This window comes from Modestobacter excelsi (assembly GCF_005930495.1).
In the GTDB taxonomy this organism is placed as follows: Bacteria; Actinomycetota; Actinomycetes; order Mycobacteriales; family Geodermatophilaceae; genus Modestobacter; species Modestobacter excelsi.
Map to the genome: position 1 here is coordinate 59482 of NZ_SJEX01000002.1, position 23276 is coordinate 82757.

Genomic DNA, 23276 nt, shown 5'->3' on the forward strand with positions numbered 1-23276 from the left:
AGGGGCCGGTCGGCGTCCCCGCTGGGGACGCAACGACGCCCCGGTCGCCGGTGACCGGGGCGTCGCGTGTGCAGGAGGTCCCTCAGGAGCGGGTGGCGGAATCCCTCCGGGCCACCAGCTCCGGCTCGACCTCCTGGTCGATGGCGCCGGGCGCGCCGCCGAACTCGTCGGCGACCTCCCCGGCGACGTCGTCGGGCTCCCCGGAGCCGGCGGCCATCTCCGCGTCGGCCGCGGTGAGCATCCGGTGGCCGGTGGACAGCACGGCGATGGCCAGCACCACGGCGACCGCGCCGACGACGAAGGGCACGTGCAGGCCGTAGTGCTCGGCCAGCTTGCCGGCGGCGTAGGGCGCCAGGCCGCCGCCGAGGAACCGGACGAAGCCGTAGGCGGCCGAGGCGACCGGGCGGGGCACCGGCGAGACGAGCATGACCGCCTGGGTGGTCAGCGTGTTGTTGATCCCGACGACGATGCCGGAGGCGATCACGCAGGTGATCAGCGCCCAGCGGACGTCGGTGAACAGGCCGATCAGCAGCAGCAGGACGGCGAAGAGACCGAGTGCCCCGTACAGCGAGGGCGCGGTGCCGAAGCGGGCCTGCAGCCGGGGCGCACCGATGACCGCGAAGAACGCGACCAGCAGCCCCCAGCCGAAGAACACGAAGCCGAGCTGGATCGCGGAGAGCTCCATCGGGTAGGGCGCGTAGCCCAGCATGGTGAAGAAGCCCCAGTTGTAGAACAGGGCGGTCAGGCTCATGGTCAGCAGGCTGCGGTGCCGCAGCGCCCTCAGCGGTGCCGACAGCGGGGTCGGTTCGGCCGGCTTGGGCGTGGCGTCGAGCAGCACGACGGTGGCCAGCAGTGCGATCGCCATGAGGACGGCGACGCCGAAGAACGGCCCCCGCCAGCTGACGTCGCCCAGCAGGCCGCCGACCAGCGGACCGGCCGCGATGCCGAGGCCGAGTGCGGCCTCGTAGAGGACGATCGCACCGGCGAAGCCACCGGAGGCCGAGGCGACGATGACCGCCAGCGAGGTGGCGATGAACAGCGCGTTGCCCAGGCCCCAGCCGGCGCGGAAGCCGACGATCTCGTTGATCGAGCCGGACAGCCCGGCCAGGGCGGAGAAGACGACGATCACGGCCAGGCCGGTGATCAGCGTCCTCTTGGCGCCGATCCGGCTGGACACCCAGTTGGTGCCGAGCATCGCGACCGCGGTGACCACCAGGTAGCTGGTGAACAGCAGGCTGACCTGGCTGGGCGTGGCGTCCAGCTGCGCGGACAGCGCCGGGAGGATCGGGTCGACCAGGCCGATGCCCATGAAGCTGACGACGCAGGCGAAGGCGACCGCGAAGACCGCCTTGGGTTGGGCTGACATGCTCGTGGTGCTGGCGCCGCCGTGTGCGGACACGAGTTCCTCCGGTTCAGGGGTGGGGAAGGGCGCCGGCCAGCCGGGCGGCGCGGTCCTCGCGACGCCGGTCCAGCAGCTCCGCACCAGCCGCGGTGAGGCTGAGCAGCACCGCCCGGCCGTCGCCGGGGTCGGTGCGCCGCTGCACCGGGCCGGCGTCGACGAGCCGGCTGACGAGCGCGGTCATCGAGGGCTGGCTCAGCCCCTGGCGGTCCAGGGTGAGCCGGCGCAGCCCGATGACCACGTCGTCCAGCTGCTCGGCGAGCTGCCCGCGGTCGACGTCCACCGTTCAGTTGTACAACCCAACTATGTGTCCCCGCCAGTCCGGGTGACCGAGCAGACACGGCTCGCCGCCGGGGGAGCCCTGCTCCGCTCAAGGACGCAGGTCGCAGTGCCGATGACCCACCGGACAGGGGGAGTGGGCCCCACGCGGGCGGAATGGCAGAGGGGGCAGCCGTGGTCACCGGGACAGCCGTGGACGACGAGGCGCAGCCCGCTGCCGCCGACGTGCCCCCGGCCGCCGTCGCACCGGCCGCCGACCCGCACGCGACCGCGCCGGAGGGGCGCAGGCTGGTCCTGCTGGCCTACGTCGTCGGCTTCGCCCTGGTCGCGCTCAGCTTTGGCCTCGACCGCACCCTCGGCGTCGTCGCCGGCCTGCTCAACGTCGTCTTCGGCGTCTACTTCTGCCGGCACCTCGCCTTCTCGGTCGCCGCGGCGCGCTGGGCCGAGAACGACATGCTCGCCGCCGACGTCGGGCTGGACGGCTACACCCCCTCGGTCGCGGTCTTCGTCGGCTGCAAGGACGAGGAGCTCGTCGTCGACGGCATGGTCACCGCACTGCTCGCGCTGGACTACCCGGTGGACCGGCTCACCCTGGTGGTCGTCGACGACGGGTCCGACGACAGCACCGGCGCCCGGCTGGACGGCTGGGCCGCGCGCGAACCGCGGCTGCGCGTCCTGCACCGCGCGCCCGGCTCCGGCGGCGGCAAGTCCGGTGCCCTCAACGACGCCCTCGGCCTGGTCGACGCCGAGGTCGCCGTCGTCTTCGATGCCGACCACGAGCCGGACCAGGCGTCGCTGCGCCGCCTGGTCCGCCACTTCCGGGACCCGGTCGTCGGCGCGGTCATGGGCCGCTGCGTCGTCCGCAACGGCCGGGACTCCCAGATGGCCGGGACGGTCTTCGTCGACTACCTGTCCGGCTACCTGGTCAACGAGTACGGCCGGCAGGCGCTGTTCGAGCTGCCGGCGTACGGCGGGGCGAACTGCGCGGTCCGGATGACGACGCTGCGGCGCCTGGGCGGGTGGAACCCGCACTCGGTCACCGAGGACACCGACCTGACCCTGCGCGTGCTGCTGGCCGGCGAGCGGGTCCGCTACGACCTGTCCGCCGTCGACTTCGAGGAGGCGGTGGTCAGCGCCCAGCGGTTCTGGAAGCAGCGCTACCGCTGGGCGCGGGGTCACCAGAAGTGCTTCCGGGACCACTGGCGCCCGCTCATGCGGTCCCCGCACCTGTCCGGGGTCGAGAAGGTCGAGACGACGTTGTTCCTGCTCGTCTACCACGTGCCGCTGCTCAGCGGGATCGGGCTGCTGCTGACCGTGCTGCGTGCCTTCGGCATCGGCGACCTGCCGGCTGTCGGGGTGCTCCCGCTGTCCATGCTGCTGTTCATCGGACCGCTGGCCGAGCTCTCCGTCGGGCTGCTCGTCGGACGGGTCGAGCGGCGCGCCGCCTGGCGGCTGCTCGGCTTCCTCCCGGCCTTCGCGCTGTCGATCTGGGTCACCACCCGCGCCTACCTCGACGGCATGCTCGGCCGCCCGTACACCTGGGTGAAGACGACGCGGTCCGGCGCCACCTCGACGGTCCGGACCGTCCCGCCGCCCGCCGCGCCGGCCGCCTCCGGGACCGGTGCGTGATGGCCGGGACGGACGTGCTCCCCGACGGGCGGCACCGCCACCGGCAGTCCCGGCGCAGCAGCCGGCGGCTGCGGCCGGTGCTGGTCGACCTGCTGCTGGCGGTGGCGATCTGCGCGGTCGGCTACCGGTACGGCGCCGGCTTCCTCCAGGAGCACGAGGCCCGCTGGGTGGCCCAGGTGCTCGGCCTGCTCGGCGTCGACTCCGTCTCCGGCAGCCTGCCGCGCCACGTCCTGGTCTTCCGGCCCGACGGTGAGGTCATCCTGGCCGAGGTCACCGCGTCCTGCTCCTCGATCCTGTCCGTGCTCGGGCTGACCGCGCTGACCGCCGTCGTGCTGCGGAGCCGGCGCCACCACGCGGTGGCCGGGCTGGTCGTCGCCGTCGCCGCGCTGCTGGCGCTCAACCACCTGCGGCTGCTCGCCTCCACCCTCGCCGGGCTGGCGTGGGGCACGCCGGCTCTCGTCCTCTTCCACGACTGGGTGGGCACCGTCTGGAACCTGGCGGCGACCCTGGGCGGCTTCCTGCTGATGATCTGCATCACGCTGCCCACCGCCGAGCGCGCCGAGCAGGACGTCGCCGGCCGGCACACCGCCCGCCGGCCGGACAGCTGGGCGCGGCCGGGCCTGGGCTACCGGCTCGCGGACGACCCGACGCCGATCGTGTCCCGGCGCTGGAACCTGACCGGCGCGCTGTACCGCTACGTGCTGCCGCGCCGAACCGCGGCGTGGCTGGCCGCTCGCCGGGAGGCCGACCGCATCGACTACCGGATCGGGCACCTGCTCCCGGCCGAGCGGGCCGAGCGGGTCCGGGCCCTGGTCGCCGACGGCCTCGGGGTCCATTCCGCCTCGCTCATCGCCGTGGCCACCTACGACGAGGACCCCTACGTCCTGGGCGTCCTCGCCGAGGCCGTCGCCGCCCGGCAGTGGGAACCGGTCACCGGCCCCCGGGTGGCCGCGCTGCGGCTCTGGGCCCGGGGCTGGCTGCTGCCGCGCTCGGTGCCCGGGGTCCCGCCGATGGACGACACCCTGCCGGTGCCCCGCTCCGCCCTGTCCCGGCCGCCGGTGCGGCCGACGCCCCTCCTACCGATCCAGGACCCACGATGACCTCCGCCCTGCCCCAGCCCCGGTCGGCTCCCGCCGCCCCGGGACCCGCGCCCACGGTGCACCCGGACGGCGGTGCCCCGGCCGTGCTGGTCACCGGCGCCGGCGGACCGGCCGGCGTCGCGGTGATCCGCCGCCTGGTCGCGCTCGGCCACCGGGTGGTGGCCGCCGATGCCGACCCCGCGGCGGCCGGGGGCGCACTGGCCACCGTGGGCGTGACCGTGCCGCGCGGGGACCACCCGCGCTTCGTGGACGCGCTCCTCGGGGTCGCGGCCGCGCAGGGGGCCGACGCGCTCGTCAGCACCGTGGCCGAGGAGCTGCCGCAGCTGACCGCCGGCGCCGACCGGCTGGCCGCGGCCGGCATCGCCAGCTGGCTGCCGGCGCTGGCCGCCGTGGACCTGTGCTGCGACAAGGAGGCCTTCGCCCGGCGGATGGCGGCCGCCGGCGTGCCGCACCCGGCCACCGCGGCGGACGAGCTCGCCGGCGTCCCCGGTCCGTGGGTGGTCAAGCCCCGCGCGGGCCGGGGCAGCCGGGGGGTGCGGTTGCTCGACGACCGGGCCGAGGTCGCCGCGGCACTGCGCGAGGGTGCCGACCTCATCGCCCAGACCCGGCTGGCCGGCCGGGAGTTCACCGCCGACGCCCTCGTCGACCGGGCCGGAGGGCTGCGCGTCGTCGTCCCGCGGTGGCGGGAGGAGACCAAGGCCGGCATCTCGGTGAAGGGCCGGACGTTCACCTCCGCCGCCGTCACCGCCGTCGTCGCCGGGGCGCTGGCCGCGGTGGGGCTGACCGGGCCGGCCAACGTGCAGGGCTTCGTCGCCGACGACGGGGCGGTGACCGTCGTCGAGATCAACCCGCGCTTCTCCGGCGGGCTGCCGCTGACCCTCGCAGCCGGGGCCGACGTCGTCGCCGCCTACCTGACCGGGGTCCGCGAGCCGGACGCGCCGCTCCCGGACCTGTCCTTCCGGCCGGGTGTCTCGATGAGCCGCTACTTCGCCGAGACCTACGCCAGCGAGGACGGCAGCCCGGTCGCTGATCCCTGCGTCCCGGCGGCGGTCCACGCATGAGCCGCCGGCGGCACCTGCTCGTGCCGTTCGGCACCCGTCCCGAGGTCGTCAAGCTGGCTCCTGTCGTCAGCGCCCTGCAGGCCGCCGGGCACCGGGTCAGCGTGGTGGACACCGGCCAGCACACCGACCCGGCGATGGGCTCGGAGCTGCAGACGGCGCTGGGGCTCACCCCCGGGCACCGCTTCCGGCTGCCGACCGACCCGGCCGAGCGGGCGGGCGCGCTGCACGCCGACGCGGCGCGGGCGGTCGCCCGGTCCGCGCCGGACGTCGTCCTGGCGCTCGGGGACACCGCCACGGTGCCCGCCTACGCCCTGGCCGCGCGCGCCGCCGGCGTGCCGTTCGCGCACCTCGAGGCCGGCCTGCGCAGCCTCAACCCGCGCAGCGTGGAGGAGGTGAACCGGCGCGTCGCCGCCGCAGCCGCCCAGCTGCACTTCGCGCCCACCGAGCGGGCCGCGGCGTTCCTCTCCGCCGAGGGGGTCGACCCCGAGCGCGTCTTCGTCGTCGGCAACCCGGTGATCGACACCCTCGTCGCGCGGGGGGTCCGGCGGGTCCCGCCGGCCGAGCGCTCCGGCGTGCTGGTCACCGCCCACCGGCCCACCAACGTGGACGACCCCGTCCGCCTCGCCCGTCTGGTCGCCGTGGTCCGGGGGCTCGCCGAGGAGGTCGGGCCGGTGACGTTCCCGGTGCACCCGCGCACCCGGTCCCGCCTCGCCGCCGCCGGGCTCGCCGACGCGCTGGACCACCCGCGGATCACCCTCACCGGGCCGGTGGCCCACGACGTCCTGCTCGCCGCCCTCGCGTCCGCGCGGCTGGCGGTGACCGACTCCGGCGGGATCCAGGAGGAGGCGGCGTACCTGGGCGTGCCGGTCGTGGTGCTGCGCGGCTCGACCCCGCGGTGGGAGGGCGTGGAGGCGGGGACGACGACCCTCGCCGGGCTGGCCGACGACCGGGCGGCTGCGGCCGTGCTGACCGCAGCCGCCGGCCACACCAGCCTCGAAGGCCAGGAGCGGGCCGTGACGGTGCCGTGCCCCTACGGCGACGGGACGACGGGCGCGCAGGTCGCCGCCGTCCTGGCCGACGAGCGGACCGATGCCCTGCTGGCGCTCGACGAGCCGGACTTCACCGACGGTCGCCTGCCGTGGTGACCGGCTGGTCGGGGCCCCCGCCGCTGGGCGTGGTCGTCGACCTCGACGACACGCTGTACCCGCAGGCGGAGTACCTGGCGTCGGCCGCCGCGGCGGTGGGGGAGGCGGCCGGGGCCGCCGGGCTGGACGGCGGTGCGGTGCACGCCGCGCTGCGGCGCGAGCTCGCCACCGGGTCCGATGCCGGCGGCACCATCGACCGGGCGCTGCTCGCCGTGGGCGTGCCCGCCGCCGAGCTGCCCGGGTACGTCCCGGCGCTGGTGGCGACGTTCACCGGGCACACCCCGCCCCGGCTCGTGCCGTACCCCGGGGTCGAGGAGGCGCTGCGCGCACTGGCCGCCGCCGCGCCGCTGGCCTGCCTCACCGACGGCAACCCGGTGATCCAGGCGGCGAAGCTGACCGCGACCGGCCTGCTGCCGCTGCTGCCGGTCGTCGTCGTCACCGACGCCCTCGGCGGGCGGGGAGTCCGCAAGCCGCACCCCGCGGGCATCGAGGCGGTCGCGTCGGCGCTGGGCGTACCGGCGGCGCGGCTGCTGGTCATCGGTGACCGGCCGGGCAAGGACGTCGCGGTGGCCGCGGCGGTGGGCGCCCGGGCGATCCGGGTCCGGCAGGGGGAGTACGCGGCCGCCCCCGACTCGCCGTCGGCCTGGGCGGTCGCCGGCTCCTTCCCGGCAGCGGCCGACCTGGCGCTCGGCGTGCTGGGAGCTGCGGTCACCGGCGGACGCGGTGTGACCACCCGCTCGGGTGACGCTGCGCACCCGCGCTCCAGCTCCCCGCCGTCCCCGCCGATGAGGTCGGGACGGGCGGATGAGCCGCCTCCGGAGCGAGGACACCGATCATGAGCATGGAGTCCAGGATGCGCCGGCGCGCCGGTGCCGCCCGTACCGGTCTGGTCGCGGTCATCGGCCTCGTCGGGCTCCTGGCCGCCCCGGGTACGGCCGTCGCCCAGTCCGGCGTGGTCACCCCGCTGTTCGAGTGCGTCACGAAGCTCCACGGCGCGGCCGGGTGGACGGCGCTGATGGGCTACTCGAACAGCAGCAACGCCCCCGTGACCTGGGCCGTCGGTCCCGAGAACGTGCTGCGGCCGAGCGCGCGGAACGGCGAGCAGCCGACCACGTTCCAGCCGGGCGTCCACCGCGGGGTGTTCACCGTCGCGTTCACGACCGGGAACTCGGTGTCCTGGACCGTCGGTGGCAGTTCCGTGGTCGCGACCATGAACGCCAAGCGCTGCCCGGCCTCGACCGAGCTGCCCGCGGAGGGCAACGGCACCGGGCCGGCGATCGTGCTGGTCGGCGCCGGCGTGATCGGCGCGGTGGCCCTGCACCGGGCCCGCCGCCGGCCGCTGCCCACCACCGTCCGCACCGAGGGAGGCCGGGACGATGCGTAGGGTCCTGGCCGTCGGGGCGCACCCCGACGACATCGAGCTCGGGTGCGGCGGGACCCTGCTGGCCCACTCCGCGGCCGGGGACGCCGTGACCATGCTGGTGATGACCGGCGGGGAGAACGGCCCCGGCGACGACGCGGCGGTCGTCGGCCGCCGTGCCGAGCAGGAGCGGGCCGCCCGCACCCTCGGTGCCGGGCTGCTGTGGGGCGGGCTGCGCGACTGCACGCTCACCCCGGACGCCGCCACGGTCGCCGTCGTCGAGCGGGCCCTGGCCGAGACCGACGCCGACGTCGTCTACGTGCACGCCCCCGACGACAGCCACCAGGACCACCGGGCCACCGCGGCGGCCACGCTGTCGGCCGCCCGCCGCCTGTCCCGGGTGCTGCACTACCAGAGCCCCTCGACCCTGACCTTCAGCCCGACCACATTCGTCGACGTCACCGCCTACCTGTCGGGCAAGCTGGCCGCGCTCGGGGCGCACGCCTCGCAGGTGGAGATGTCGGCCATGGTGGAGCCGGACGCCGTCGTCGCCTCCGCCCGGCACTGGGGCGCCCAGGCGCGGATCGGCTACGCGGAGGCGTTCGCCCCCACCCGGATGGTGCTGGACCTGGCGCCTGCGCCGCGGCACCCCGTCGAGGAGATCCCGGAGGCCCACCGGCTCGTCCCGGCAGGCTTCCCGTCGGTCGCCGTCCGTTGATCCCGGCTGGGTCCCGGGGCGTCAGAACCAGGAGGGGAACCACATCCGCTGGGCCCACTCCGCGTGCGACAGCGGCTGCCCGGTGAGGATCGGGTAGAAGAAGACGAAGGTCATCGCCACCGCGGCGAGGTACAGGCAGACCGCCGCGAGCCCGATCCGGCGGCGCAGCGCGCTGGCCCGGGCGGCACCGAGCACGTCCTGCAGCACCAGGGTCACCGCCAGCACGAAGAACGGCAGCACCGGTGCCATGTAGAAGATGAACATGGTCCGGTCGAGGTTGACGAACCAGGTGAGCCAGCCCGCGGCGATGCCGACGCCGACGGTCAGCGCGGTGGGGTCGCGGCGCGCGACGAGCCGCCAGACCAGCCACACCAGCGCCGGGGCGAACGCGAACCACAGCGTCGGCGTCCCGAGCATCAGGATGTACCGGATCACCTGGTTGCCCTCGGGGTCGGTGAGCCCCTGGGGGTTCCACAGCAGGATCGGGCGGCCGTCGACCAGCCACGACCACGGCTCGGACTGCCACGGGTGCGGCGTCGACAGCCCGTTGTGGAACCGCAGCCACTCGCCGTGCATGTGCCACAGCGAGCGCAGGGCGCCCGGGACGAACGGGAACGCGGTGTCCGGGTGCTGCTCGGCCCAGTGCCGGCCCTGGGAGTCCTCGCCGCGGAACCAGCCGGTGAACGTCGCCAGGTAGGCCAGTACCGGCAGGACGCCGAGGGCCCACGCGGCGCCCGGCAGACCGCGGCGCAGCGCTACGGCCGTCGGCCGGGCGACGCCCGCCTCGCGCCACGCCGACCGGTCCCACCACAGCGAGAGCAGTGCGAAGAAGGCCAGGAAGTAGACGCCGCTCCACTTGGTCGCGCAGGCGCAACCGAACAGCACGCCGGCGGCCAGCCGCCAGGTCCGCGGACCGAGCGCGAACCCGCTCCGCGTCACCCGGGCCGCGCCGTCGCGCACCCGGGCCCGCACCTGGTCCCGGTCGACCACCAGGCAGCTGACCGCGCACACCACGAACATCTGCAGGAAGACGTCGAGCAGCCCGATCCGGCCGAGGCTGAACGACAGCCCGTCCAGCGCGAGCAGCAGACCGGCCACCAGGCCGAGCAGGGTCGAGCCGGTCAGCCGCCGCGCCAGCCGGGTCAGGACGACGACGGCGATGGTGCCGGCCACCGCGCTGGGCAGCCGCCAGCCGAACGAGTCGTAGCCGAAGAAGTGCTCGCCGACCGCGATCAGCAGCTTGCCCAGCGGCGGGTGGACGATGAACGTGTAGCCGCGGTTGTACTCGTACCCGAGCTCCAGGACCTCCCGGGCCTCGGGCGGGTAGTACGCCTCGTCGAAGACCAGGTCCGCCGGGTAGCTGATGTCCCACAGCCGGGTCACCAGCGTGGCCACCCCGAGCACCGCGGTGAGGACGGCGGCCAGCCGGCGGTCGCGGGGGAGCGGCGGGGTGGACTGGCGGCGCGGCCGGGGGAGTGCGGGGAGCCGGCGCGGCCGCGGGTCCTCGGGAGCCGACTCCGTCCGCTCGGGGGTCAGCACCGCCATGGGCGCCAGGGTAGACAAAGGACCTGCCTGCCCCCCGGCACTCGCAGGCTCGCGCCGGGCCCCTGCAGGCAGGCCGAGGGGATCGGTCGTGGCAGGGTCGGGGCATGACGGGACGTCTCGTGCTCGGTGGTGCGCCGCTCGGGCAGCCCGGCGACGTCGGCCCCCGGTTGCGCGAGGTGCTGGCCACCGCCGACGTGCTCGCCGTCGAGGACACCCGCCGGCTGCACCGGCTGGCCGCCGACCTCGGGGTGACGTTCACCGGGCGGCTGGTCAGCTTCTACGAGTCGGTCGAGCAGGCCCGGCTGCCCGGGCTGGTGGCCGCCATGCGGGACGGTGCCACGGTGCTGCTGCTCACCGACGCCGGCATGCCCTCGGTCTCCGACCCCGGGTACACGCTGGTGCGGGCCGCGATCGAGGCGGACATCGCCGTCACCTCGGTGCCCGGCCCGTCCGCCGTCGTCACCGCGCTGGCCGTGTCCGGGCTGCCGACCGACCGGTTCTGCTTCGAGGGGTTCCTGCCGCGCAAGGGCGGTGAGCGCCGGGCCGCGCTGGCCGCGCTGGCCGGGGAGCTCCGCACGATGGTGTTCTACGAGTCGCCGCACCGGCTCGCCGAGGCGCTGGCCGACGCCGCCGGCGCCTTCGGTGCCGACCGTCCGGCCGCCGTCTGCCGCGAGCTGACCAAGACCCACGAGGAGGTCCGCCGCGGGCCGCTGGGCGAGCTGGCGAGCTGGGCCGCCGAGGGCGTGCGCGGGGAGATCACCCTGGTCGTCGCGGGCGCCGTCGCCGGGCCGGTGTCGATGTCGCCGGCCGAGCTCGCCGCGGAGGTGGCGGCCGAGGAGGCCGCCGGTGCCGACCGCAAGGAGGCCATCCGCACGGTCGTGGGGCGCACCGGGCTGTCCCGCCGGGTGGTCTACGACGCCGTCGTCGCCGCCAAGACCCCCTGACCCCGCCCTTCGCGCGCCGAGAGTGCGCTGATCGTCACCATCCGCGCCGCAGGACGACGACGAGCGCACTCTCAGCGGCTGTTTGGCTCAACGGCTCAGCGCCGCGCCCAGCCTCGCCAGCAGGTCGGCCGGACGGTGCAGGTCGGCGGCGGTCACGAAGAAGACCCGCCAACCGGCTGCCTGGATGCGGTTGAGGCGTCGCCGGTCCTCGCGGAACTGGCCGGGCTCCGCGTGCCAGGTCCCGTCGTACTCGACGGCCAGCCGCCGGTCGGGCCACCCGAAGTCCACCCGCGCCACGAACACCGTGCCGTGGCGCACCCGGAACTGCGCGACGGGGACAGGCAGATCGCTCCGGACCAGGAGCAACCGCAGGTGCGTCTCCTGCGGCGACTCGGCCAGCCCGTCGGCCAGCGCACTCGCCTCGCGCACGCGGCGGCACCCGCGTCCGGTGAGCTCCCGGGCAGCGGCACGTACCGGTTCCAGGTCGACCTTCCCAGACACCACCATCTGGTCGATCGCGGCGACGGCGTCGTCCAGGGGCAGGTGGCGGGCGACGGAGACGGTGGTCGCCTCCGGGGTGGTGGTGCGCACGCCACGGCGTCGGCACAGCGACTGGTCGGGGATCGGTTCCCGTCGGACGCGCAGCCCGCTGACCCGCACGGGGTGGCTGCCCGGCGGCAGGGTGACCTCGACGTCGTCCTCCGGGCCGGCCAGGTCGACGCCCCACAGGACGGCGGCGCTGGCACCGGTGACGACGGCATCGGGCCGGAGCACCGCGGCCGCCTGGACGCGCAGCAGGTGCGTCACCGGCAGCTCAGCGTGCACGTAGACGTCAGGGAACAGCCGCCGCCACGACCGGTGCCGCAGCTGCCGGGCGGTCAGCAGCCCGCGCCGCACCGCGGCGGAGCCACGGAACGGGCCGGCGAGGAGCTCCGGTGGTGCGGGCACGGACACCCGGGAACCGTGCCCGACCAGCGCCCCTCCGCGCTGGCGTCGTCCACAGCACGTCGAGTGTGCGCTGATCGTCGCTGCCCGGGCCGATGGGCGACGGTCAGCGCACTCTCGATGTCAGGCCGCGGCTACAGCCAGTGGTTGCGCTTGAAGCCGCGGTAGAGCAGGAAGCAGAGGGTGGCCATCAGCAGCAGTGCGAAGGGGTACCCGAAGTCCCAGTGCAGTTCGGGCATGTGATCGAAGTTCATCCCGTAAACCCCCGCGATCAGCGTGGGCGCGGCGATCAGGCCGGCGTAGGAGGAGATCGTGCGCATGTCGTCGTTCTGCGCCACCGAGATCCGGGCCAGCGCGGCCTGGAGGATGTTCGACAGCAGCTCGTCGAGGCCGGCCACCTGGTCCCGGACCCGCAGGGCGTGGTCCTGGACGTCGCGGAAGTAGGACCGCATCGCGTCGGGCACCAGGTCGTGTGGCCGCTCCGCCAGGATCGACAGCGGGACCTCCAGCGGCTGCACCGCCCGGCGCAGCTGGACCAGCTCCCGCTTGAGCTGGTAGATCCGCGGGGTGTCGTCGGCGCGAGAGGGGCTGAACACCGACGCCTCGAGCTCCTCGACGTCGTCCTCGACGGCCTCGGCCACCTCGACGAAGTGGTCGGCCACCAGGTCGCTGACCGCGTAGAGCACCGACGAGGGACCCAGCTGCAGGAGGTCGGTCTGGCCCTCCAGGCTGTTCCGCAGGTCCTTGAGGCCGCCGTGGTCACCGTGCCGCACGGTGATCACGTAGTGGCTGCCGAGGAAGACCATGACCTCGCCGGTGTTCACCACCTCGCTGGTGGCCGTGAGCGTGTCGTGTTCCACGTACCGCGCGGTCTTCAGCACCATGAACAGGCTGTCGTCGTAGCTGTCCAGCTTCGGCCGCTGGTGGGCCTCGACGGCGTCCTCCACCGCGAGCGGGTGCAGCCCGTAGACGGCGGCCACCCCCGCGAGGTCGGCCTCGGTCGGCTCGTGCAGCCCCAGCCACACGAAGCCGTCGTTCTCCACCGCCGCCCGCAGCGCCTCGTCGTAGGCCACCGGGGTCTGCCGCCGGCCGTCGACGTACACCGCGCAGTCGACCACGAAGTCGGTGGCCCGCTGTTCGGTGGCGGGCACGGTGGGCGCACCGGCCGGGCGCGGGCGGCGCACCTGGGGCAGCCGTGACCGGGCGCCGGAAGTGCTGTCGGTGCTGGTCACCGGGTTCTCCTGGTCTCTCGTGCGACCGGTCGGGACCGGCCGGATGGTGTTCAGAGCGTAGGTCTGCGGGATGGGCCGCCCTGTGGGACGCTCCCCGCACGGATGATCACCAGTCGGACGGTGGCTGAGGCACCGCCCGCTCGAGGGGGGTTCCAGTGGCCACCAACCGGGCACGGGTCAAGAGCGTCGAGGAGTCGATCCGCGACACCGAGGAACCCGATCACCAGCTCAAGAAGAACCTCTCCGCCCTGGACCTGACCGTCTTCGGGGTCGGCGTGATCATCGGCACGGGCATCTTCGTGCTCACCGGTGAGGTCGCCAAGACCGACTCCGGACCGGCCGTGGCCATCAGCTTCGTGATCGCCGGCATCGTCTGCGGGCTGGCCGCGATCTGCTACGCGGAGTTCGCCTCCACCGTCCCCGTGGCGGGGTCGGCGTACACGTTCTCCTACGCCACCCTCGGCGAGCTGGTCGCCTGGATCATCGGCTGGGACCTCGTCCTCGAGCTGGCGCTGGGTGCCGCGACGGTGGCGGTCGGCTGGTCCGGCTACCTCAACCAGCTGCTCGGCGACCTGGGCATCCCGCTGCCCACGTCGATCGCGGGGGAGGAGGCGAGGTTCAACATCCCCGCGATGTTCATCGTCGCGGTGATGACGGGCGTGCTGATCCTGGGCATCAAGCTGTCCTCCCGGGTCACCTCGGTGATCGTGGCGATCAAGGTCGCCATCGTCCTGATGGTGATCGGGGTCGGGATCTTCTACGTGAAGGCCGCGAACTACACGCCCTTCATCCCGCCGGCCGAGCCCAGCGAGACCGGCAGCGGCCTCACCGCGCCGCTGATCCAGACCCTGTTCGGCTTCGCGCCCAGCACGTTCGGCGTGGGCGGCATCCTGGCCGGCGCGGCGATCGTCTTCTTCGCCTTCATCGGTTTCGACATCGTCGCGACGGCGGCCGAGGAGACCAAGGACCCCAAGCGGGACCTGCCGCGCGGCATCATCGGCTCGCTCGTCATCTGCACGGTCCTCTACGTCGCCGTGTCCCTGGTCGTGGTGGGCATGCAGAAGTACACCGAGCTGTCCACGTCGGCGCCGCTGGCCGACGCGTTCCGGAGCGTCGGGTTGCCGTTCTTCTCCGGGCTCATCTCGGTGGGGGCCCTGGCCGGGCTGACCTCGGTGGTCATGATCCTGATGCTCGGCCAGTCCCGGGTGCTGTTCGCGATGAGCCGGGACCACCTGCTCCCGCCCACGCTGGGCGCCGTCCACCCGCGGTACGGCACGCCGTACAAGATCACGGTCATCACCGGCATCGTCGTGGCGGTGCTGGCCGGGCTGATCCCGCTGAGCACCCTTGCCGAGCTGGTGAACATCGGCACGCTCTTCGCGTTCGTGCTGGTGTCCTACGCCGTCATCCGGCTGCGCAAGACCCGTCCGGACCTGCACCGGTCCTTCCGCGTGCCACTGGTCCCGCTCCTCCCGTGGCTCTCGGTCGCGGCGAGCATCTACCTGATGCTGAACCTGCCCGGGGAGACCTGGCTGCGGTTCGTGATCTGGATGCTGCTCGGGGTCGCCCTCTACTTCGTCTACGGACGGCGGAACTCCCGGTTCTCCGTCAAGGGCGCGGCCGAGCGCAAGGCAGCGGGACAGCAGGCCGGCGGGGAGCGCTGACCGCCGGGCCTCACCCCCCGGGGTGAGACCCTTCCGTCCTCCCCTCCGGGGGGAGACCGCAGCGCCCGACCTGATCAGGGACACCCGTCCCCGGTCAGGAGGTCCCCGTGCCGAGCGCCCTCGTCGACGCCCGCACCGATCCGCCCGTCGTGGCGGCCCGGTCGCCGCGCCGGGCCGGTCGGCTGCCCGCCCCGGTCGCCGCGGCCGCGGCGCTGGCGGTGCTCCAGTCGCTCGGCCTGCTCGCGCTGGGCCTGACCAGCCTGGACGGCGTCTTCGGCACCGGTGTACGGCCGGACGGCCGGCTGGTCGCGGTCGTCCTCGTGCTGCTCGCCGGCTGGGTCGTGCTGTGCGCCGGCGGCGGGGCCAACCTGGTCGACGGCGCCGGCCGTCAGCTGGTCGTCGCGGTCGCGTGCGGTGAGATCGTGCTGCTGCTCGTCCTCGCCGTCGCCGGCGTGCTCGGCGGGGACGGGGTCTGGCTGGTCGCGCTCGGCCCGCTGCGTGCGCTGCCGGTGCCGGCCCTGGCGCTGCTGACCCTCGGGGTGCCGACCGCGAAGCTGCTGCTGGCCACCGCCCCGTCGGCCGCGTCCTGGGTCGAGGCGGGTGGCCGCCCCAAGACCGTCCGCCCGGCTCGGGACGGGGAGCGCCGGGTGCTCCGCGGGGTCACCCTGGCCTGCATCGGGCTCGCCCTGACCGGCGTCGCCCTGCTCGGCGGGCCGGCCGACCCCCCGACCGGCCCGAGCACCGCTGCGGTCGTCGACGCCCCCTGACCCAGGCGTCCGAACGGCCCGGACGTCACCTCACTACCCTCAGGTCGTGACAGATCGGCACATCCTCACCGCCGTCGCCTGGCCCTACGCCAACGGCCCGCGGCACATCGGGCACGTCTCGGGCTTCGGCGTGCCCTCCGACGTCTTCAGCCGGTACCACCGCATGGCCGGCGACCAGGTGCTGATGGTGAGCGGCACCGACGAGCACGGGACGCCGATCACCGTCGCCGCCGACGCCGAGGGCATCACCCCGCGGGAGATCGCCGACCGGAACAACCGGGTGATCGTCGACGACCTGGCCAGCCTCGGGCTCAGCTACGACCTGTTCACCCGGACGACGACGGCCAACCACGCCGCGATCAGCCAGGAGATCTTCCTCGGGCTGCTCAAGAACGGCTACGTGTTCCCGCAGACGACGCTGGGCGCGATCAGCCCGTCGACCGGGCGCACGCTGCCCGACCGCTACATCGAGGGCACCTGCCCGATCTGCGGCTACGACGGCGCCCGCGGCGACCAGTGCGACAACTGCGGCAACCAGCTGGACCCGGTGGACCTGATCAACCCGGTCAGCCGGATCAACGGCGAGACGCCGAGGTTCGTCGAGAGCGAGCACTACTTCCTCGACCTGCCGGCGTTCGCCCGGGCGCTGGGCGACTGGCTGGCCACCCGCAAGAGCTGGCGGCCCAACGTCCTGAACTTCAGCGTCAACCTGCTCGAGGACCTCAAGCCGCGCAGCTACACCCGGGACATCGACTGGGGCGTGCGGGTGCCGCTGGAGGGCTGGGTCGACCGGCCGGACAAGCGCATCTACGTCTGGTTCGACGCCGTCGTGGGCTACCTGTCGGCGTCGATCGAGTGGGCCCGCCGCTCCGGTGACCCGGAGGCCTGGCGGCAGTGGTGGCAGACGCCGGACGCCGACGCCTACTACTTCATGGGCAAGGACAACATCGTCTTCCACTCCGAGATCTGGCCGGCCCAGCTGCTCGGCTACAACGGCGCGGGGGACAAGGGCGGGACGCCGGGGTCGCTGGGCGCCCTCAACCTGCCGACCGAGGTCGTGTCGAGCGAGTTCCTGACCATGGAGGGGCGCAAGTTCTCCTCCTCGCGGAACGTCGTCATCTACGTCCGGGACTTCCTGTCCCGCTACGACGCGGACGCGCTGCGCTACTTCATCGCCGTCGCCGGCCCGGAGAACCAGGACACCGACTTCACCTGGGCGGAGTTCCTGCGCCGCAACAACGACGAGCTGGTCGCCGGCTGGGGCAACCTGGTCAACCGCTCGGTGTCGATGGCGGCCAAGAACGTCGGCGCCGTCCCGACGCCGGGGGAGCTGACAGACGCCGACCGCGCGCTGCTGGCCACCACGTCGGGGGCCTTCGGGCCGGTCGGTGACCTGCTGGCCCGCAACCGGCAGAAGGCGGCGGCGACCGAGGCGATGCGGGTCGTGGGCGAGGCGAACAAGTACCTGTCCGACCAGGCGCCGTGGAAGCTCAAGGAGGACCCGGCCCGCCGGGACACCGTCCTGCACACCGCGCTGCAGGCGATCAAGGACTGCAACACGCTGCTCACCCCGTTCCTCCCGCACTCCTCGCAGCAGGTGCACGAGCTGCTCGGGGGCACCGGGGTGTGGTCGGTCGCGCCGCAGGTCGTCGAGACCCACGACCTGGACGACGGCTCGCCGTACCCGATCATCACCGGCCCCTACGGCGAGGGGCAGGCGACCTGGGCGTCCACGCCGCTGCCCCCGCCCGGGACGCCGCTGGCCGCGCCGACGCCGGTCTTCACCAAGCTCGACCCCTCGATCGTGGAGGAGGAGCTGGCCCGGCTCGAGGCCGGCGGGACGAGCAGCACGGACGGCGAGGCGTGACCCCCGTCCGGGCCATGGTGGCCAACATGGCCGCCCGGTGAGCCGCTCGGCGTCGTCGCGGGCGAACAAGCGCGGGGAGCCGCCGCCGTCCCCGGAGCCGCTGCCGTCGCCCGCCGTGGACAGCCACACCCACTTCGACATCGCCGTGGGCGGCGAGGACCGCACACCCGCCGAGGCCGAGGTCGACGAGGCGATCGCCGCCGCGGTCGCGGTGAACGTGCCGCGGCTGGTCCAGGTGGGGGTGGACGTCGCCTCCTCGCGCTGGTCGGCGGAGCTCGCCGCCCGGCACCGGAACGTGCTGGCGGCCGTGGCGGTGCACCCCAACGAGGCCGGCGCGGGAGCGGCGACCGAGGCCGCGCTGGCCGAGATCGACCGGCTGGCGGCCCAGCCCCGGGTGCGGGCGGTGGGGGAGACCGGGCTGGACCGCTACCGGACCGGCGAGGACGGCTGGGCACCGCAGGAGGCGTCCTTCCGGGCGCACATCGACATCGCCAAGCGGCACGGGGTCGCCCTGGTCGTCCACGACCGGGACGCCCACGACGACGTGCTGCGGGTGCTCGACGAGGAGGGCGCCCCGGAGCGCACGGTGCTGCACTGCTTCTCCGGTGACGCCGGCTTCGCCCGCGCCTGCATCGAGCGGGGCCACGTGCTGTCCTTCGCCGGGACGCTGACCTTCGGCAACGCCGGCCAGCTGCGGGAGGCGGCGGCGATCACCCCGCTGGACCAGCTCCTCGTGGAGACCGACGCGCCCTTCCTCACCCCCGCCCCGCTGCGCGGTCGCCCGAACTCCGCCCGGCTGGTGCCGCACACCGTGCGCGCCCTCGCCGAGGTCACCGGCACCGATCTCGAGCAGCTCTGCGCCTCCCTCACCGCCAACGCCGAACGGGTGTTCGGGACGTGGCGGCTGGAGGACCCCGCGCCAGTTGCCGCGACGAGCTCGGGCGGTACCGCCTAGCCCGACATCCGGGGCACACTGGGGGCGTGGGCCGCCTCATCGCCGTCGTCCTCTTCATCGCACTGCTCGCCCCGGCCGGGCTGCTCGCGCGGGCCTGGTCGCTCGCCGCCGGTCGCCGGGCGGTCGCGTCGGCCGCCGTCGAGTTCGTCCCGACCACGCCACCGGCGACCGCCCAGCTGGCCCGGCAGGCCGCCCACGGCCGCCGGGTCCGCACGCTGGGCTCCGCCCTCGGCGTGGTCCTGGTCGTGGTGTCGGTCGTCCTCTTCGCCGAGGCGTCGGTCTTCCTGTGGGTGCCGGCCCTGGCCGTCGGCGTGCTCGCCGGCGTCCTGCTGGCCGAGGCGACCCGCCCCCGGGCGCGCTGGGCGCTGAGCAGCCCGCCCCGCCGGCCGCGCCGCGGTGAGCAGATCTCGCCGTCGCTGCTGTGGACCATGCGCGGCATCGTCGTCGGGGACGTCGTGGCGGCGGTCTGGCTGGCCGACGACCTGGGCACCGCGCCGACGGCGGTCGCCCTGTCGGTGCCGCTGGCCGGGTGGCTGCTGGCCGAGGCCGCGCTGGTGCGGGTGCTGGTGCGCCCGCTGCCCGCGGAGGGTGCCGACGTGCCGATCGACGAGGCCCTGCGCACCTGGACCGCCCACCTGGTGGTGGCAGCGGCGACGGTGCTGGCGGTCCTGCCGCTCGGCGCGCTGCTGCTGCGCGCGGCCATCGACCTCGACGACCGGGTGGCCGGCGACGGTGCCGGGCTGCTCCCCGTCGCACTCGTCGCGGGCGGCTTCTCCGCGATCCTGGCCGGGTTGGTGGTGGCCGGGTTCCTGGTGACCTGGTTGCGCCCGGTCCGGCAGACCTCGCACGCCCTGGCTTGATGGAGGACCCCTCTGCCCCCACGCCTCGCGAGCTCGGCGCGGGCCCCTGCAGAGGGGCCGGGTAGTGGCGTTGGCCACGTGGTCATCTGGGCCGCTGAGCGTCCAGTACGGCGTGGACATCACGTTGCGTGTCGGCGCGCCTGCGGAGCGACTGGTCGACATGTTGGTTTCCTGATCGAGCACCGTTGTCTTCCGAAGGCGTTCGTTATCGTGTCGTGACCGACCAGCCGGGGTGGGGAACACCTGGGCGACCAGTCCGCCGGTCCGGGGAACCCCCGGACCCGGACCGACGTCGGGCCGCGCGATGCCGGGCGCCACCTCGGGTGGGGTCCCGTCGGCTGCTGCCCTCGTTCCCCTGCCCGGGTCCAGTGACCCGTGGATGTGTTGTGCGCCGATCCTTGAAGTCCAGTCTCTTCGTCCTGGTCCTGCTGGGCCTCGTGGGCGGTTCCGCCGCCTACTTCCTGGCCCAGAAGACGGTGACCATCACCGTCGACGGGCAGGCGCGGGAGGTCCGCACCTACGCCGACACGGCGGGTGAGGTGCTGGCCGACGAGGGACTGCAGCTCGCGTCTCACGACGTCGTCCTGCCCGACCAGGACGCTGCCGTCGGCGACGGCGACACCATCGTCCTCAACCGGGCCCGGCCGCTGTCGCTGACCGTGGACGGTGTGCGCAGTGACGTCTACACGACCGCGCTGTCGGTCGACGGCGCGCTCGACGAGCTCGGCTACCGCGCGGAGAACCTGGTGCTCTCGGCCAGCCGCAGCGAGCGGCTCCCGCTCGACGGCATGGACCTCTCGATCGCCACCGCCAAGGACGTCACCCTCATCGCCGACGGTCAGCAGCGGATGGTCACCACCACCGCGCAGACCGCCGGCGAGCTGCTCGCCGAGCAGGGCATCGCCCTCTCGCCGACCGACCGCACCTCCCTCTACCCGGCCCAGCCGCTGCTGGACTCGATGGTCCTGCGGGTCACCCGGGTGCAGGTCGAGGACGTCACCGAGGTCCGGACGGTGGACTACGCGACCGTCGAGACCGACGACCCCGAGGCCCCCGAGGGCGACCGCACGGTCACCCGGGACGGCGTCGAGGGCCAGCGGACCATCACCTGGCGGATCACCCGCACCGACGGCGTCGAGACCGGCCGCGAGCAGGTCGACGCCGCCGTCACCACGCCGCCGGTCGACGAGCTGGTCAGCGTGGGCACGAAGGAGGCGCCGGCCCCCGCCGCGAGCACCGCGGTCGTCTCGGCCGACGGCCTGAACTGGGCCGCGCTGGCCCGCTGCGAGTCCGGTGGTCGGCCGGACGCGGTCAGCGCCAGCGGCACCTACCGCGGCCTGTACCAGTTCTCCCGGGCCACCTGGGCCGGCGTGGGCGGCAGCGGGGACCCGGCCGCCGCCTCCGTCGCCGAGCAGACGATGCGCGCGCAGATGCTCTACGCGCGCAGTGGTGCCGGCCAGTGGGGCTGCGGCAGCCACCTGTTCGACTGATGGCGGACCCCGCTGCCGCCCACCGCTCGACGGAGGACCACGTCGGGCCCCTGCAGCGGGGCCGGTCCTGAGCACCGACCCCGAGCAGGGCGACGGACTGCTGGGCCCGGCCGCGATCCGCGACCTGGCCCAGCAGCTCGAGCTGCGACCGACCAAGACCCTCGGGCAGAACTTCCTGCACGACGCCAACACGATCCGGCGGATCGTGCGCACCGCCGACCTCACGCCGGACGACGTCGTCTGCGAGGTCGGCCCCGGGCTGGGGTCGCTGACCCTGGGCCTGCTGCCGGCCTGCGCGCACGTCACCGCCGTGGAGATCGACCCGCGGCTGGCCGAGCAGCTGCCGCGGACCGTCGCCGCCCGGCTGCCCCGGTACGCCGACCGGCTCACCGTGGTGACCGCGGACGCGCTGCGGGTCACCGAGCTGCCCGGACCGCCGCCCACGGCGCTGGTGGCGAACCTGCCGTACAACATCGCCGTCCCGGTGCTGCTGCACCTGCTGGAGCTGCTGCCCTCGCTGCGCAGCGCGCTGGTGCTGGTGCAGGCCGAGGTGGCCGACCGGCTGGCCGCCCGGCCCGGCACGCCGTCCTACGGCGTGCCGAGCGTGAAGGCGGCCTGGTACACCGACGTGCGGAGGGCCGGCAACGTCCCGCGCCCGGTCTTCTGGCCGGTGCCCAACGTCGACTCCGGGCTGGTCGCCCTCACCCGGCGGCCGCCGCCCCCGGGTGACCGGGCCGCCACCTTCGCCGCCGTCGACGCCGCCTTCGCCACCCGGCGCAAGGGGCTGCGGGCCGCGCTGGCGCGGTGGGCGGGCAGCCCCGTGGCGGCCGAGGTCCGGCTGCGCGCCGCCGGGATCGACCCCACCACCCGCGGTGAGCAGCTCTCGGTGACCGACTTCGCCCGGCTTGCCGCCACGGAGTGAGGGCCCTCGTGCCCCCACCACCCGCAGGCTCTCGGCGGGCCGCTGCACAGGGGCCGTCCGGTGCCTCTGCGCTGTTGCGGCAGTGGCAGGGTTGACCGGGTGAGGAACGCGACGTCCGGTGGGCCGGGCAGGCTGGCCGGCAACGGCGCCGTGGCCGCCCGGGCACCGGCGAAGGTCAACGTGCACCTGGGGGTCGGCCGGCTGCGCCCGGACGGCTACCACGAGCTGCAGACGGTGTACCTGGCCGTCTCGCTGTTCGACACGGTCACCGTGCGGCGCGCGGAGGGGCTCTCGCTGACCGTCCGCGGGGAGGGCTCGGGCAACGGCCGTGGCCCGTCGAGCGTGCCCGTGGACCGGCGGAACCTCGTCTGGCAGGCCGCCGAGCTGCTCGCCCGGCACGCGGGCATCTCCGCCGACGCGCACCTGGAGATCGACAAGGCCATCCCGGCCGCCGCCGGGCTGGCCGGGGGGAGCGCGGACGCCGCAGCGGCGCTGGTCGCGCTGGACGCGCTGTGGGGCACCCGGGCCACCCGCGGCGACCTCGCCACGCTCGCCGCCCAGCTGGGCAGCGACGTGCCGTTCAGCCTGCTCGGCGGGGTGGCGCTGGGCACGCACCGGGGCGAGCGGTTGTCCCCGGTGCTGGCCCGCCGGCGGTGGGACTGGGTGCTCGGCATCGCCGGGGACGGCCTGTCGACGCCGGCCGTCTACGCCGAGCTGGACGAGCTGCGGGCGGCCGGGACGCTGCCCGACGGCGCGGAGCTGGCCTCGACCGAGCCGGTGATCGCGGCGCTGCGCAGCGGGCCGGCGCCGGCGCTGGCGGCCGCGCTCGCCAACGACCTGCAGGCACCGGCGCTCCGGCTGCGCCCGGAGCTGCGGCGGGCACTGCGGACCACCACGGACGCCGGCGCCCGCGCCGCGCTGGTCAGCGGGTCCGGACCCACCGTGGCCGGCCTGGCCGACGACGAGGACACCGCCGTGCGGCTGGCGGCCGAGCTCGCCGGCGCGGGCGTCTTCCGCACCGTCCGCGCGGTGCACGGCCCGGTGCACGGGGCCCGGCTGGTCGGCTGAGCACCCGGCGGACGGGCCGGCGGTGCCGCCGGGCGCGACCGTGACCCACGGGGCGCGAGGGGCGGCCGCACGGCCCGCGACCGCGGTGCTGGGTGCCCGGACCCCGGCCCGGCCCTAGGCTCACGGGCGGGGCACCGGTCGTCCACCGGCGTCCCGCGCAGTCGCACCGCCGGTGCGCGACCGCCCCGCGCGGCCGCCCGGCGATGGGGGATGGGGTAATCGGCAGCCCGCCGGCCTTTGGAGCCGGGAAGTCTCGGTTCGAGTCCGAGTCCCCCAGCCAGTCCGCCCGCCGAGGCGCCGCGCCGGCCCGCCGTGGCCGGTGTCCC

Annotated in this window: 21 protein-coding genes and 1 tRNA gene; 17 read left to right on the top strand and 5 right to left on the bottom strand. The window is 74.9% G+C overall.

The window, feature by feature from the left end:
• Positions 1–82 precede the first annotated feature (82 nt).
• On the bottom strand, positions 83–1366 hold the full coding sequence (locus FHL80_RS01410; protein WP_138731687.1) for an MFS transporter: 1284 nt from the start codon (positions 1364–1366) through the stop codon (positions 83–85).
• A gap of 46 nt (positions 1367–1412) precedes the next feature.
• Positions 1413–1682, bottom strand: coding sequence for a MarR family transcriptional regulator (locus tag FHL80_RS25160; RefSeq protein WP_216870335.1), 270 nt, complete (start codon positions 1680–1682; stop codon positions 1413–1415).
• Between the two features lie 170 nt (positions 1683–1852).
• Here FHL80_RS25160 and FHL80_RS01420 point away from each other — a divergent pair, with 170 nt between their 5' ends.
• From FHL80_RS01420 to FHL80_RS01450, 7 genes are read left to right on the top strand one after another with little or no spacing between them, the layout of a single operon-like run.
• A complete protein-coding gene (locus FHL80_RS01420; protein ID WP_246078381.1) occupies positions 1853–3307 on the top strand; it encodes a glycosyltransferase family 2 protein in 1455 nt (484 codons plus the stop codon).
• On the top strand, positions 3307–4407 hold the full coding sequence (locus tag FHL80_RS01425; RefSeq protein ID WP_138731689.1) for an archaeosortase/exosortase family protein: 1101 nt from the start codon (positions 3307–3309) through the stop codon (positions 4405–4407). The genes FHL80_RS01420 and FHL80_RS01425 overlap by 1 nt, the downstream gene beginning before the upstream one ends.
• The gene (locus FHL80_RS01430) at positions 4404–5468 is read left to right on the top strand and encodes an ATP-grasp domain-containing protein (protein ID WP_138731690.1); all 1065 of its coding nucleotides are present in this window, start codon (positions 4404–4406) and stop codon (positions 5466–5468) included. The genes FHL80_RS01425 and FHL80_RS01430 overlap by 4 nt, the downstream gene beginning before the upstream one ends.
• Entirely contained in the window at positions 5465–6613 is a 1149-nt protein-coding gene (gene wecB, locus FHL80_RS01435) for a non-hydrolyzing UDP-N-acetylglucosamine 2-epimerase (RefSeq protein WP_138731691.1), read from the top strand. The genes FHL80_RS01430 and wecB overlap by 4 nt, the downstream gene beginning before the upstream one ends.
• The gene (locus FHL80_RS01440; RefSeq protein ID WP_138731692.1) at positions 6610–7452 is read left to right on the top strand and encodes an HAD family hydrolase; all 843 of its coding nucleotides are present in this window, start codon (positions 6610–6612) and stop codon (positions 7450–7452) included. The genes wecB and FHL80_RS01440 overlap by 4 nt, the downstream gene beginning before the upstream one ends.
• Complete coding sequence (locus FHL80_RS01445) at positions 7449–7997, top strand: hypothetical protein (protein ID WP_138731693.1); 549 nt, start codon at positions 7449–7451, stop codon at positions 7995–7997. The genes FHL80_RS01440 and FHL80_RS01445 overlap by 4 nt, the downstream gene beginning before the upstream one ends.
• Positions 7990–8691: a PIG-L deacetylase family protein gene (locus FHL80_RS01450; protein WP_138731694.1), complete on the top strand. Its 702-nt coding sequence runs from the start codon at positions 7990–7992 to the stop codon at positions 8689–8691. The genes FHL80_RS01445 and FHL80_RS01450 overlap by 8 nt, the downstream gene beginning before the upstream one ends.
• A 21-nt stretch (positions 8692–8712) precedes the next feature.
• Here FHL80_RS01450 and FHL80_RS01455 read toward each other — a convergent pair whose 3' ends face one another.
• Positions 8713–10236: a dolichyl-phosphate-mannose--protein mannosyltransferase gene (locus tag FHL80_RS01455; RefSeq protein WP_138731695.1), complete on the bottom strand. Its 1524-nt coding sequence runs from the start codon at positions 10234–10236 to the stop codon at positions 8713–8715.
• Positions 10237–10340: 104 nt separating this feature from the next.
• On the opposite strand from FHL80_RS01455, the gene rsmI reads away from it, so the two are divergent.
• Entirely contained in the window at positions 10341–11180 is an 840-nt protein-coding gene (rsmI, locus tag FHL80_RS01460; protein WP_138731696.1) for a 16S rRNA (cytidine(1402)-2'-O)-methyltransferase, read from the top strand.
• Between the two features lie 87 nt (positions 11181–11267).
• On the opposite strand, the gene FHL80_RS01465 is transcribed toward rsmI, so the two are convergent.
• Both FHL80_RS01465 and corA read right to left on the bottom strand, forming a co-directional pair.
• Positions 11268–12134: a type IV toxin-antitoxin system AbiEi family antitoxin gene (locus FHL80_RS01465; protein ID WP_138731697.1), complete on the bottom strand. Its 867-nt coding sequence runs from the start codon at positions 12132–12134 to the stop codon at positions 11268–11270.
• 125 nt (positions 12135–12259) lie between these two features.
• Positions 12260–13357, bottom strand: a complete 1098-nt coding sequence (gene corA / locus FHL80_RS01470) for a magnesium/cobalt transporter CorA (RefSeq protein ID WP_138731698.1) — start codon at positions 13355–13357, stop codon at positions 12260–12262.
• 155 nt (positions 13358–13512) lie between these two features.
• On the opposite strand from corA, the gene FHL80_RS01475 reads away from it, so the two are divergent.
• The 9 genes from FHL80_RS01475 (at position 13513) to FHL80_RS01515 (ending at position 23230) form a co-directional block, all read left to right on the top strand.
• The gene (locus tag FHL80_RS01475; protein WP_138731699.1) at positions 13513–15021 is read left to right on the top strand and encodes an amino acid permease; all 1509 of its coding nucleotides are present in this window, start codon (positions 13513–13515) and stop codon (positions 15019–15021) included.
• A 107-nt stretch (positions 15022–15128) separates the two neighbouring features.
• A complete protein-coding gene (locus FHL80_RS01480; protein ID WP_138731700.1) occupies positions 15129–15788 on the top strand; it encodes a hypothetical protein in 660 nt (219 codons plus the stop codon).
• Positions 15789–15834: 46 nt separating this feature from the next.
• A complete protein-coding gene (gene metG, locus FHL80_RS01485; protein ID WP_138731701.1) occupies positions 15835–17655 on the top strand; it encodes a methionine--tRNA ligase in 1821 nt (606 codons plus the stop codon).
• Between the two features lie 37 nt (positions 17656–17692).
• Entirely contained in the window at positions 17693–18610 is a 918-nt protein-coding gene (locus FHL80_RS01490; protein ID WP_138731702.1) for a TatD family hydrolase, read from the top strand.
• Between the two features lie 26 nt (positions 18611–18636).
• A complete protein-coding gene (locus FHL80_RS01495; RefSeq protein WP_216870336.1) occupies positions 18637–19470 on the top strand; it encodes a hypothetical protein in 834 nt (277 codons plus the stop codon).
• Between the two features lie 386 nt (positions 19471–19856).
• Positions 19857–20960 (top strand): resuscitation-promoting factor, encoded by a 1104-nt coding sequence (locus tag FHL80_RS01500; protein WP_138731704.1) that lies wholly within the window; start codon positions 19857–19859, stop codon positions 20958–20960.
• Positions 20920–21882, top strand: a complete 963-nt coding sequence (rsmA, locus tag FHL80_RS01505; RefSeq protein ID WP_246078382.1) for a 16S rRNA (adenine(1518)-N(6)/adenine(1519)-N(6))-dimethyltransferase RsmA — start codon at positions 20920–20922, stop codon at positions 21880–21882. Before FHL80_RS01500 ends, rsmA begins: the two co-directional genes overlap by 41 nt.
• A 99-nt stretch (positions 21883–21981) precedes the next feature.
• Entirely contained in the window at positions 21982–22950 is a 969-nt protein-coding gene (locus FHL80_RS01510; RefSeq protein ID WP_138731705.1) for a 4-(cytidine 5'-diphospho)-2-C-methyl-D-erythritol kinase, read from the top strand.
• Between the two features lie 204 nt (positions 22951–23154).
• Positions 23155–23230: transfer RNA gene (locus FHL80_RS01515), tRNA-Gln, on the top strand.
• The last annotated feature ends 46 nt before the right edge of the window (positions 23231–23276 follow it).

Bases quoted from the DNA above. Each gene is read 5' to 3' on its own strand.
- FHL80_RS01425 (WP_138731689.1), top strand. From the start codon at position 3,307: ATGGCCGGGACGGACGTGCTCCCCGACGGGCGGCACCGCCACCGGCAG.
- FHL80_RS01455 (WP_138731695.1), bottom strand. From the start codon at position 10,236: ATGGCGGTGCTGACCCCCGAGCGGACGGAGTCGGCTCCCGAGGACCCG.
- FHL80_RS01450 (WP_138731694.1), top strand. From the start codon at position 7,990: ATGCGTAGGGTCCTGGCCGTCGGGGCGCACCCCGACGACATCGAGCTC.
- FHL80_RS01410 (WP_138731687.1), bottom strand. From the start codon at position 1,366: ATGTCAGCCCAACCCAAGGCGGTCTTCGCGGTCGCCTTCGCCTGCGTC.
- rsmI (WP_138731696.1), top strand. From the start codon at position 10,341: ATGACGGGACGTCTCGTGCTCGGTGGTGCGCCGCTCGGGCAGCCCGGC.
- FHL80_RS01445 (WP_138731693.1), top strand. From the start codon at position 7,449: ATGAGCATGGAGTCCAGGATGCGCCGGCGCGCCGGTGCCGCCCGTACC.
- wecB (WP_138731691.1), top strand. From the start codon at position 5,465: ATGAGCCGCCGGCGGCACCTGCTCGTGCCGTTCGGCACCCGTCCCGAG.
- FHL80_RS01430 (WP_138731690.1), top strand. From the start codon at position 4,404: ATGACCTCCGCCCTGCCCCAGCCCCGGTCGGCTCCCGCCGCCCCGGGA.